This window comes from Lacunimicrobium album (genome assembly GCF_052161635.1).
Lineage (GTDB): Bacteria > Planctomycetota > Planctomycetia > Planctomycetales > Planctomycetaceae > SXPC01.
The window spans coordinates 4,772,515-4,785,282 of record NZ_CP197413.1; the positions used below are offsets into that span (position 1 = coordinate 4,772,515).

Annotated in this window: 6 protein-coding genes; 3 read left to right on the forward strand and 3 right to left on the reverse strand. The window is 55.6% G+C overall.

Going from position 1 to position 12,768, the window contains the following annotated elements; translation table 11 throughout:
• Nucleotides 1-133: 133 nt before the first annotated feature.
• A complete protein-coding gene (rpoC, locus tag SH248x_RS19150) occupies nucleotides 134-4,447 on the forward strand; it encodes a DNA-directed RNA polymerase subunit beta' (protein WP_459555929.1) in 4,314 nt (1,437 codons plus the stop codon).
• 258 nt (nucleotides 4,448-4,705) lie between these two features.
• Here rpoC and SH248x_RS19155 read toward each other — a convergent pair whose 3' ends face one another.
• Together SH248x_RS19155 and SH248x_RS19160 are read right to left on the reverse strand one after the other, a co-directional pair.
• A complete protein-coding gene (locus SH248x_RS19155; RefSeq protein WP_459555930.1) occupies nucleotides 4,706-4,909 on the reverse strand; it encodes a hypothetical protein in 204 nt (67 codons plus the stop codon).
• A gap of 239 nt (nucleotides 4,910-5,148) precedes the next feature.
• Nucleotides 5,149-5,868: an RsmE family RNA methyltransferase gene (locus tag SH248x_RS19160; RefSeq protein ID WP_459555931.1), complete on the reverse strand. Its 720-nt coding sequence runs from the start codon at nucleotides 5,866-5,868 to the stop codon at nucleotides 5,149-5,151.
• A 592-nt stretch (nucleotides 5,869-6,460) separates the two neighbouring features.
• On the opposite strand from SH248x_RS19160, the gene SH248x_RS19165 reads away from it, so the two are divergent.
• A complete protein-coding gene (locus tag SH248x_RS19165; RefSeq protein ID WP_459555932.1) occupies nucleotides 6,461-7,720 on the forward strand; it encodes a DUF1559 family PulG-like putative transporter in 1,260 nt (419 codons plus the stop codon).
• Between the two features lie 188 nt (nucleotides 7,721-7,908).
• Nucleotides 7,909-11,058, forward strand: coding sequence for a HEAT repeat domain-containing protein (locus SH248x_RS19170; RefSeq protein WP_459555933.1), 3,150 nt, complete (start codon nucleotides 7,909-7,911; stop codon nucleotides 11,056-11,058).
• Nucleotides 11,059-11,178: 120 nt separating this feature from the next.
• On the opposite strand, the gene SH248x_RS19175 is transcribed toward SH248x_RS19170, so the two are convergent.
• Complete coding sequence (locus SH248x_RS19175; RefSeq protein WP_459555934.1) at nucleotides 11,179-12,672, reverse strand: leucyl aminopeptidase family protein; 1,494 nt, start codon at nucleotides 12,670-12,672, stop codon at nucleotides 11,179-11,181.
• Nucleotides 12,673-12,768: the final 96 nt, after the last annotated feature.

Sequence of the window (12,768 nt, forward strand, 5' to 3'; positions counted from 1 at the left end):
GGTGCTCAGTCAAATGACACAGGCAGTAATGCCCGCGTCACATACAAGATAAGCATCCACAGGCCTCGCCTGTGCCATCATCAGATAGCCCCCTACAGGCACCCGCCTGTGCCTTTTCATACAGGAGCCCCGCATGAGTGTTGGTGAAACCCCTTATGAACGCGTCAATGATTACGGCTCCGTCAAGATCTCCCTGGCCAGCCCCAACGACATCCGCAGCTGGTCTTTTGGCGAAGTAAAAAAGCCCGAAACCATCAACTACCGAACCTACCGTCCAGAACGCGACGGCCTGTTCTGTGAGCGGATCTTCGGACCAGAAAAAGACTGGGAATGTGCCTGCGGCAAGTACCGCGGCATGAAGTACAAAGGCATGATCTGCGACCGTTGCGGCGTGAAAGTCACTCACAGCCGCGTCCGTCGTAAGCGCATGGGCCACATCGAACTGGCTGCCCCTGTCGTCCACATCTGGTTCTTCAAGAGCATGCCCTCCCGCTTAGGGGCCCTGCTCAACATGAAGACCACCGGTCTGGAAAAAGTCATCTACTTCCAGGACTACGTCGTCACCGACCCAGGCGAAACCGGCTTGAAACTCTGCCAGGTCATGACCGAAGAAGAAGCCATCCACAACAAGGAAAAATTCGGCGAAGGCGCTTTCACCATCGAAATGGGTGCCGAAGCCGTCAAGAAGCTTCTCCAGAAGCTCAACCTTGTCGAAGAGTCTGAGCAACTGCGCAAAGACCTCAAAGAAACCGGCTCTCAACAGAAGACCAAAGACTACATCAAGCGTCTGAAAATCGTGGAAGCTCTCCGCGACTCAGACAACCGTCCCGAGTGGATGGTCCTCGATGTCATCCCGGTCATTCCTCCGGACCTGCGTCCTCTGGTTCTGCTCGATTCAGGCAACTTCGCCACCAGCGACCTGAACGATCTTTACCGCCGGATCATTAACCGTAACAACCGTCTGAAAAAGCTCGTCGACCTCAACGCTCCGGAAGTCATCGTCCGCAACGAAAAACGGATGCTGCAGCAGTCCGTCGACGCCCTCTTCGACAACAACCGTTGTAAGCGACCCGTACTCGGTTCATCGAACCGTCCGCTCAAGTCGCTGACCGACATGATCAAAGGTAAGCAAGGTCGTTTCCGCGAAAACCTTCTCGGTAAACGCGTCGACTACTCGGCTCGTTCGGTCATCGTCGTCGGTCCAGACCTCAAGCTGCACCAGTGCGGCCTGCCCAAGAAGATCGCCCTCGAACTGTTCCAGCCATTCGTCATCCGACGCCTCAAGGAACTCGGTCACGCCGATACCATCAAGAGCGCCAAGCGGATGCTCGAGCGCAAAGAAGACGACGTGTGGGATATCCTCGACGAAGTCATTAAGAACCACCCGGTCCTCCTGAACCGTGCACCCACCCTGCACCGCATGGGGATCCAGGCGTTCGAGCCAACGCTGGTGGAAGGGAACGCGATCCGCGTCCACCCACTGGTCTGTAAAGGCTTCAACGCCGACTTCGACGGCGACCAGATGGCAGTCCACCTGCCTCTGTCGATCGAAGCTCAGGTCGAAGCCACGACCCTGATGATGTCGACCAACAACATCTTCAGCCCCGCCAACGGTCTGCCAATTATCTCTCCATCACAAGACATCGTGATGGGTAGTTACTATGCGACCCTGAAGAAGCCCGGCCGTCCCGGTGAAGGCATGATCTTTGCCAACATCAACGAAGTCTACATGGCCTTTGAACTGGGCAAAGTCACCCGTCACGCCACCGTCAAGGTTCGTCTGTCGAAAGACAAACGCGTCAAAGGCGAAGGCGCCGATACGTACCGCCCGGGCGGACTGATCGAAACCTCCGTCGGTCGTATCTTCTTCAACGATATCCTCGATCCAAGGCTGTCGTTCTACAACATCACGATGAAGAGCCGCGACCTGGCCAACGTCATCTCGGACTGCTACCTCGAACTGGGACGTCTGAAAACGATCCAGCTGCTCGACAAGATGAAGGAAAACGGCTTCATCCAGTCAACCCGCAGCGGTCTGTCCTTCGCCACCAGCGACCTGATTGCCGCTCCAAACAAAGAGAAGGTCATCACCGAAGCCGAACAGACCGTTGTCAAACAACAGAAACTGTACGAGAAGGGTCTGATCACCAACTCCGAGCGTTATAACAAGGTCCTCGATACCTGGACTCAAGCCAACGACAAGATCAAAAAGGCGATGATGCTCGAGTTCCAGAACGATGTTCGGGACAACGGCGCCTACGTCAACCCGATCTTCCTCATGGCAGACTCGGGTGCACGGGGGGGTCAGGAACAGATTCGCCAGCTCGCAGGAATGCGGGGTCTGATGGCCAAGCCATCGGGCGAAATTATGGAAACGCCGATCAAGGCCAACTTCCGTGAAGGTCTCTCGGTTCTCGAGTACTTCAACTCGACTCACGGTGCCCGTAAGGGTCTGGCCGATACCGCCCTCAAGACAGCTGACTCGGGTTACCTGACACGAAAACTGGCTGATATCTGCCAGAACGTCGTCGTCACGATCCAGGACTGCGGCACCACCAAGGGAATCACCAAGGGGGTCGTTTACCGCGGCGAGAACGTCGAAGTTTCTCTGGCAGACGCCATCCGTGGTCGTGTCAGCCGGACCAACATCGTCAACCCGATCACTGATGAAGTCATCGTCCGGGAAGACGAACTCATCACGGTCGAGAAGGCCCGTAAGATTCAGGAACTGGGTCTCGAAAAGATTCAGGTCCGCAGCCCGATGACTTGCGAAGCCGAGCTCGGCCTCTGCCGTCTCTGCTACGGAATGGACCTCTCAACCGGTTCGATGGTCGAAGAAGGACTGGCCACCGGGATCATCGCCGCTCAGTCGATCGGCGAGCCAGGTACTCAGCTGACAATGCGAACGTTCCACATTGGAGGAACTGCCTCGCGTGAAGTGGAAGAAAGCGAAATCAAATGCCGTAAAGCCGGTAAGGTTCGCTTCGCACGCGTTCGCTCGGTTATGAACCAGGAAGGTCACAACGTCGTTCTGACCCGAAACGGGGAAATTGTCATCGTCGACTCCAAGAGTCGCGAAATCGAGTCTTACTCGATTCCGAACGGTGCCGTCCTCATGGTGACCGAAGGCGAACAGGTCGATGCCGGCAGAGTTCTCTGCCAATGGGACCCACACGCCATTCCAATTCTCTCGGAAGTCGGCGGTACCGTCCGCTACGAAGACCTCGTCGAAGGCCGTTCGGTCCGCACCGAAGTCGATCCATCGGGTCACAAACGTCTCAGCGTCATCGAGCACAAAGGCGACCTGCACCCGCAGATCATCATCGAAGACGGCCAGGGCAAGATCCTCGACTTCTACTACCTGCCTGAACGGGCCAGTATCGAAGTCGAAGACGGCAAGCAAATCGCTGCCGGTTCGATCATCGCGAAGAACCCACGGGATGCAGGGGGTACCCAGGACATCACCGGGGGTCTGCCACGAGTCACCGAGCTCTTCGAAGCCCGCAAGCCCAAAGACCCAGCCGTCGTCGCCGAGATCGATGGCGAAGTCGAACTCCTTGCCGAGAAAAAACGCGGCAAGCGGATCATCGTCGTCCGCGGTCAGGATGGCACCGAAGTCGAGCACGTCATTCCCCACGGTAAGCCGCTGTTCGTCCACTCGGGCGACATCGTCAAAGCCGGGGATGCCCTCGTCCGCGGTCCTCTCGTCCCGCACGACATTCTTCGCGTCTCAGGGGAAGAGGCTGTCTCTCAATACCTGATGCACGAGATTCAAAACGTCTACCGTGCACAACGCGTGGAAATCGACGACAAGCACATCGAAATCGTTGTCTCTCAGATGCTGCGGAAGGTTCGCGTCGACGACGTCGGCGATACCGAACTCCTCCCGGGCTCTGTCATCGACAAGCAAGAGTTCAAACGCATGAACGACAAGCTCAAGAGCTGCGGACGCATCACCGATGTCGGTGATACCGAGTTCGATCTGGGCGACGTCGTTGATCTGGTCACCATCGATGAAGTCAACTCCGCCGTCGAAGCCTCCGGTGGCAAGCCGGCCAAGCATGGCCGACCTCGACCATCCTCGGCTAGTACTCAGCTCCTCGGAATCACCAAGGCCGCTGTCCAGTCGGAAAGCTTCATCTCGGCAGCCTCCTTCCAGGAAACCACGAAGGTCCTCACCGAAGCCGCGATCGCTGGCAAGTCCGACAACCTCGTCGGTCTGAAAGAGAACGTCATCCTGGGTCACCTGATCCCAGCCGGTACCGGTTTCTGGCTCCACCAGAACGCCGACGTTCGCATCAAGCCAGAAGCTCTCGAAGAGATCAAGGCCGAGAAAGAACGGATGCTCGCCGCCCGCCTCGACATGCTCGCCAGCTCCCCACGCGGCGGCAACTACGATGGCCAAGGCACTCCCAACATCCTCGACCTGACCCCAGACTCCAAGTAACCTCCTGCGGTTACCACAAACTCAGAAGCCTTCGATTCCTCACCGATTCGAAGGCTTTTTTTATCCCTTCTCCCCGGGGAGAAGGTGGCCGAGTCTTCGAGGTCGGATGAGGGATCTCTGCGAAGTGAAGCCTCGCTCGTATACAATGGCGCGTCCCGTAGGGTCCGCTGTGCGGACCATCTCCCCCTCACTCAAACTCGTTCTACCATTCCATGTCCTACGAACAATGGACCACCGCCCTCTTCAACTTCCAAAGCACTAAAGAAGCCCTTGAAGCAGATAACGTCGCACGGGCACACTCATCTCTCGTGCCCACCCGAACTCGCGATGAAACGTCGCAAAGTCCTCCGTCGTCGCATAGCGAATGACTTCGCAGCACCCTTCTCCGCAGCTCTCATCGATTCTCGTCAGCGTCAGTTGGGGAATGATTTTCACAGTCTTGGCTTTTGAAGTCATCGTCATGGCGCACCTTCCTCGCAGAAATCAGGGACAGGAAAAAACAGAGTCAACAACGACTCCATAAACAGCAACGAACAACAACTGACAAGCCATTGATTCAGGCTCGCGTGTCAGCGTTGCGATTCAGTTCTCATCAATTAGTCGCGAGACGATTTCAAACGTCGACATCAATCTTCAAAAAATAAAAAACGCTCCGTGCTCCGCTTTTTCCCGGTGGCACAAACATTCCTGTCTGTGTGGTTCTACGCCGACGCCCACACCGACGCCACCGCCATCGCCGCCGTCTCGATTCGCAACACGCTCTTCCCCAGGACGCATCCAACCACCTGCTTTTGCTCAAACATCTCCAGTTCCCCCGTCGACCAACCTCCCTCCGGCCCGATCAGACACGTCAAATCCTTCTGCACTCGTCGACTCTCAACCGCAACGTCTAAAAACCTCTTCTTCGCCCGAGGATCCAGCAGGACACAGTTCTCATCCTTCTCCAGGTACGCCCCAATCTCCACAGGCGATTCCATCTCCATCAGCCAGGCCCGCTTGGACTGCTTGCAAGCCGACATCGCCAGCTTCTCCAACCGCTGCAGCTTCCCCTCCCCGGGATCCACCACACTCCGCTCACTGATCAACGGCACGACCCGACTCACTCCCAATTCACACAATTTCTCAATCATCGTCGTCAGCCGATCTCCCTTCGGAAAGCAGACCGCCACCGTCAATGCAGGACGATCCTTCTCCTCGAACCAGACTCGCAACAGCTGAATGACTGCTTCATTCTTCTTGACAGCCACGACCTCTCCCTCAGCAACGAACCCTTGCCCATTAAAGAGCTCAATTCGAAGCCCCGGCTTCGCTCGGAGGACTCGAACTAAGTGGTGAGCCTCATCTCCCTGCAGCAAAAACTGCCCAGAAAGTGACTCCTGGTCCACAATGCTGATTCCAGGGCCACTATAAAAACGATCCATATTTGACTTTCAGCAACTCGCGATACGCTACAACCAACGAAACTACATGCACTTAGGGTACTTTTCTGGCCCCAAAACAAAGACCACACTTTTATACCTTTTTTCATGTGGCGTACATCTTCGCCTAACAAAACTTTGGATACTTGTTTTATCGCCTCCAACTCATCCCTGACCAAGCGAAATTACTTCGACAGGCCTGAGTCAGTGATGGTAACGCATCGCGTTACCTGGCGAACCGACCGCGAGAAGTCAGCCTTTCAATGTTCACTCACTTTTCGCCGTCAGTTCATCAAAACATCACAATCTCTTGTAAGATTGGCAGAGAAGTCAAAAATTGTCCGCGGTTCTCTCAAAAGAATCGACACGCAATAGGCTCATCTCGATCAAGTTGGCGGTATTTGGATTGGATTCCACTTCGTATCTGGTTTGCTCACTGATTGACAACATAACGAAGATCAGGACACGTCGTGGTCAAGCGTTGTCCTGAGTTTCATAGCTCTGGTTTCGTAACCTCAGATTTCGTTTTTTGAAGCCGGGTGTTCCGGCAAACTGTTTCTCTCTCAGCCACACATTGTTTCGGAGACATCTCACAATGGCTAAAGTCACTCGCAAGGGATTCACCCTGATCGAGCTGCTGGTCGTCATCGCGATCATCGCGGTCCTAGCTGCCCTGCTCCTCCCAGCCGTTCAACGCGCTCGCGCTGCTGCCCGCAACGCTCAGTGTAAGAACAACCTGCGTCAGTTCGGTATTTCCATGTTCACATTCGCCGAGTCAGACCCTAACGAGCGTCTGTGCACCGGTCAGTACGACTATCGCCGCGATGGATGCGTCGATACTTACGGCTGGGTTGCCGATATGGTCAACCAAGGCGCTGGTTTCCCAACTCAAATGGTCTGCCCAACCAACCCACTGCGTGGTTCTGAAAAGTACAACGAACTCGTCGGTCAAGACACCTCCGGCGTTCACAGCTCAAGCGGTCCTGCCATCCTGCCTCGCCTGTCTGAAGGCGTCTGCGGCGAAGACGGCGGCTTCGGTGGCACTGCCATCGGATCTGCTGACCGCGGTGCATGGGTTGTTCGTAACCTCCTCGATAAGGGTTACGGCACCAACTACTCTTGCAGCTGGTACCTCAGCCGCTCAGTTCCTCTGACATCAACGACCGGTAGCACGGCTTACGTCAACCGTTCTGTCAAAGGTCTGGCCGGAGCTAAGGGTCCAATGACGATCCGTCAGCTCGGCAACGCCAGCGCCACGACTTCTAACATCCCACTGATCGGCGACGCTGCTCCTGGCGATGCTAGCGAAGCTTTCATGGCTGTTGCTCTGCCTGGTTACGTCCAAGCTGGCGATCGTCTGGCAGAAACCGCTAACGACGGTCCAGCTTACTGGAACGCCGCTAACAGCCTGTTCGTCTTGGGTGATGCCACCCTGGCTGCTCCAGGTCTGGACTTCGCAGCTGCTATCCGCAACGACGTTATTCCTTCTCCAAACGACTCAATCATTGCTGCTCTCCTCGGCGGCACGACTGACTGGGACGCTGTCAACAGCAACCCACAAGGTGCAGTCCGCAACTACGGTGGCGATGACAGCGTTCTGTGGCTGCAAGATACCCGCGACTGGTATGCTGTTCACGAAGGCCGCCTCAACATGCTGATGGGCGATGGCTCTGTCAAGACCTTCACCGACAAAGATGGCGACAACTTCCTGAACCCAGGTTTCTCTGCCAACGGTGGTAACGCAGAACGCGATGGTTACACTTCTAACCAAATCGAACTGCCAGTCTTCGAGTGCTACAACGGTGCTGCTCTGTCTTATGAGCAAATCGTCAAGACCAACTTCGAATCTAACTGATCCGTTTGCTTGATCGCTACGTGAAAACGACTTTGCCCGGGGAGCTGACCACCCCCGGGCATCGGCGTTTCAAAATCTCTCCGCATGACATGGCCGTATTCAACTCAGACCGCTCAATTCCTACTCTGAGTTCCTGAAGACAAATGACAAACATCGATTCGTCCGTCTGCTGGAAATGCAAAGCGTCCATGCCCAAGGCGCTCATCCGCTGTCGTGAATGCGGTGCCGCCCGCAATGCCGGACCTGTCCGGCAATCGTCGTCGAGTACGTCTGGGAAAGTCCGTGGACCATCTGCTCAGCCAGAGCAGAAAGCCCTCAGCATCGATGACATGTTCTCCATGGCAGAAGACATCGGCGAAGACGATATCAACCAGTTCGTGATCGCGACCTCAGATGCGTTGAATTCTCCTCCCGGACCTCAATCGGCGAATACGAAATCACACCAAACACCATCGTCGTCCGTGAAATCGACCAATCAGAATCCCGGGCCGCTTCCCCAGGATTCCACGGCACATCCACCACTGAGTTCTTCGATCTCCTCTGATTCGCCATCTGGCTCATCAACCACAAGAGCGCCTTCACCGATTCCTAAACGCAGCAGCATGTCGGGAGTAACTCCCGCGCCTGTCGTCGGAAATCCCGCCCGAAGACGACGCAGCTCCGAAGGGACAGCCTCCTCGGGCAGCGCAGTCGCCGCCAGTGTCGCTTCTGTGATCCGTCAGTCGCTCAAACAGCCTGCCCCGAAACTGCAAAAAGCTGATGCCAAGAAGCTGAAGTTACAGGAAAAGGCAGCTCAAAAGCTCCTCCCCAAAGCCACTAAGCTATTCGAGAAGTTCGACAGCGACGACACCAAACCAGCGATCGACTCGATCCGTCAGATGCTCATCGATCTCGGATCGACTCAGCATGCCTCTGTCGTTCCAATAGTTGCAAAATTTCTTGATGATCTTCGTCCCAGCCTCCCGGAATCCGCCGCCCGCGCCTTGGGAAGTACACGCTGTCCCGAAGCCTTCGAGCCACTCGTCAGTCAGCTCCTGAAGACACCGATCGATTCTTCGGGCCACTTGATTACTGCCTTGGGCAGCCTCGGTGATCGTCGTGCCGTCTTTCCGCTGATCGCCTACGGCGGTGAGTATCCGCAATACCAAACGCGAGTTGTCGATGCGATCTCCGATATCGGTCAGGACGCAGTGCCGCGTCTGATCGAACTCGCCGGCGGTCAGGTTGCCGGCCAGCAACTCATCGTCTGCCTCGCGATGGGCAAGGCGAAAGATTCTCGCTGCCTGGAGAGTCTGTCAAATCTCCTCAATCACGATCTCGCGACGATTCGCTGCTACTCGGCAGAAGCGTTGGGAGATCTCGGCGATACCAAAGCCATCAAGCTGCTTGTCTCTGCCCTGAAAGATCCTGAATCCAACGTGCGTGCCTGTGCCGCGAGCGCCTTGGTGAAGATCCCCGACGAACGCTCCGTCACACCACTGGTACGCTGTTTGAAAGATCCTGATCGACATGTTCGTCTATTGGCTGTCAACGCCCTTGGCGCCATCGGCGATAAATCGGCCGCCTCTCCGCTCTCACAGCTGCTCGACGAAAATGATCCGGAACTCATCGCCGCCACCTGCGATTCCCTCGGACGACTGGGCGATGCCTCAGCCATTGAACGTTTGATTCAGTTTCTCGTCCTTCCTGAGTCCGACGAACATACCGGTCTTGTTCTTAAGGTGATTGATACTGTCCGTCGTCTTCAGGCGACGCCTGCCGTTCCTGCCCTCCTGGAACTCCTTCAGTCTCCCGACTCCAACATCCGCCTGAAAGCCGTCGAAGCGATCGGTCAGTGCAAGCAGAAGTCAGCAGCCGAAGACATCGAGCTCATTCTGGCCAAAGACCCTTCTGATGAAGTGCGTGCCGCAGCTGCTAAGTCACTGGGCGAACTAAAGGACCCGGAGTCTCTCAACGCTCTTGTGGAGGCTCTCCAGGATACTCTCAATGTCCGCGTAAAGACCATCATCGCTCTGGGCGCAATCAAAAACAGCAACGCCGTTCCGACATTGATTCCACTTCTCAAGGATCAGTCTCCCGAAATTCGCTATCACAGCAGTCAGGCGCTGGCCGAACTCGATCACAAGAAAGCGATCCACCAGATCGAACCACTCGTTCTCGACGAAGTTCCGATGGTGGTACGAGGTGCTTTCAAAGCCCTCCAGAAGCTGGGGGATGAACGGACTGAGAAGCAGATCATCACTGCAGTGAAAAAACGGATGAAGACCAATAAACAGGTCGTCAGTAAGTCCGCCAATTCTTCTGCCTTCCTCGACTTCGCTCTCGTTGAGGGAATCAGGCAACTCGTCTGGCCTGAAGAGACCCATGGAAAGATCATCACGTCCAGCATCGCCGGAAGTCTCGTTCTCGTGATCGCCATCTGCAGCTATCTGTTTCTGGTTCCCACCTCAACACATGCTGTCGTTCGTCTGAGAATCACCGGTGTGGCATTCGATCCGACCTCGGAAAAGATTTTCGTCAGCACAAAAGGGGGCAGTCTCGAAACCTGGAACTCGCCCAAAAACGAAAACTACAGCTCCAAAGATCTCATCGATTTTGCAGGTCTTGTTGATATCATCGCTGTCGATGATAAAAAGCAGTATGCCGCAACCGACAAAAACCTGTACTCCGTCGACAACGGTGAGAAAAAAGCTCTCTCGACCTTCAAGGACCGAATCTCCCGTCTTGAGATCTCAGCTGATCAATCATCCTTCGCCGCTTTTGACTATCTGGGAAATTCCTTCCTCTTCTCCATGTCGGATGGCTCCGCAAAAGGAGCAGTCTCACTGGCGGGCAAAGATCTCACTGCCTACACCATTGGGCACGATGGATCCTATGTCATCGCTGCCTATGGACGCAAAGGCCAGGTACGCCTGATTGATAAAGCGGGGAGCATTACCAAAGACTTCACGGCCAATGCTCAGGTCACCGCCATCGCTGTCAGCCCTGATGGCAGCACACTCGCAGCGACTCTCGAAGGGGGAGGATGCCTTCTCTATTCCCTCGCCAATAATTCGATGCAAACCATTCTGAAATCCCCGGAAGTCACCGGAGGTGGAACTTGCGCCCGCTTCACTCCCGATGGAAAACGCCTCATTACAACCTCCGCAGGGCTGGTCATATGGGACATCGAAGCGGGAACCGCAAGTACAATTGCCTGCTCCGCAGAACGTTTCCGACTCAACAGCGATGGCACGAAAGCAATCTGCCTCGTCGGAGAAGGCGCAACCACCGTCTTCGACTTTGTTGACCTCGCAACCAAGACCGTCGTCAACTCGCCGTACTATCGCATCTACTGATCAAGCACATCTGCTGATCAAGACGAGCCAAATCGAAAATGCCCCTGCCCTGCTCACTGCTTCGAGTGAGCAGGCGACCACGAGACGCACGCCAATCACTGAAACAGTCTCGATCTGAAATTACTTCGACAGCAGTTCCACCAGCGTCTTCACCATGACCCCCGTTGCTCCCCCTTCGCGGTAAGCTTTGCCAGTCGTGATGTAAGCAGGTCCGGCGATATCCAGGTGAGCCCAGGGTTTGCCAGAGACGAACTTCTCCAGGAACTTCGCCGCGGTGATCGCACCACCCCAGCGTGTGCCGACGTTCTTGCAGTCAGCCACGTCTGCTTTCAGCTGCTCATTGAACGAATCATCCATCGGCATGCGCCAGACAAGTTCACCGGCATCGGTCGCTGCGGTCTGGATGTGCTTGGCAAGGTCGTCATTGTTGGAGAACAACCCGACATAATCTTCCCCCAGCGCGATCACACAGGCCCCGGTCAGCGTGGCTAGATCAACCAGCGACTCGGCACCCTGATCGACGGCATAACACAGAACATCTGCCAAAACGAGTCGACCTTCTGCATCAGTGTTGCAGACTTCGATTGTGACTCCATTGCGAGCCGTCAGGACTTCGCCCAGCTTGTAGGCATTACCGCTGACCATGTTCTCGACCAGTCCCAGATAAGCCCGCACATTGACCGGCAGGTTCATCCGAGCCGCCGCGATGATGGCCCCCAAAGCCGTCGCAGCCCCTGCCATGTCGCATTTCATCGTCAGCATCCCATCGGTTGGCTTGAGCGAATAACCACCCGAGTCGAACGTGACCCCTTTGCCAACCAGCGCGATGTGCGGCTGGTCTGGGTTACCACCTTTGTATTCGAGCATCACCATGCGGGCAGGCTGCGTACTACCGCGAGCCACGCCAAGCATCGAGAACATCTTCTCGTCAGCCAGTCGCTTCTCATCAAAAACTTCGCAGGAGATCCCGTACTCGGCAGCCAGTTGACTCGCGCGGTCAGCGAAGGTGGCAGGATAAATATCATGCGGCCCGCGATTGACGAGTTCGCGCACAATGTTGATCGATTCCCCGATGATTTGACCATGCGTAGCCGCTTGGGTGAGTTGATCCGAAGTGGCCGACAGAACCGTCAGCTGCTTGATCGGATAGCGCGTTGCTTCCTGCTTATACATCCCTTGAGAAACGCCCGCGACGACTGCTGCTGATGTCAGTGTTTCAATAACGTCAGCCTTGGACTTCCCAGCCAGTTCCCCCTCAGGCAGCGCGACAGCCACCGAGACACTCGCCTGCTCAGCAACTTTGCGAAGACTGGCGGCACAAGCACGTTGCAGCTTCGGCAGAGTCAGGTCGGTGAGTGTTCCCAGCCCAACCAGCAGGACGCGCGACGCTTTCAAACCCGGCAGATCATACAGAGGCATCAACTCAGCAAGCTTGCCTTTGAAATCTCCTCGTGATCGAAGACGTCCAATGGCACCACCGGTCACTTCATCCAACTGAGATTCAAGACTGGAAACCTTCGCCCCGGAACCCTCGCTGCTGACGAATGAGAGGCCGACGATCAGCCAGTCAGAGGAAACATCTTTGAGGGAAGCGGTCGAGAAATCAATCTGCATGGATCTGTGCTTTCAAGCATGACGGGAATGCGGAGCATTGGTTGTATGACGTCTGAGTCACGTTGACAAGGTTATAGTCGAGAAATGTTACGAGGC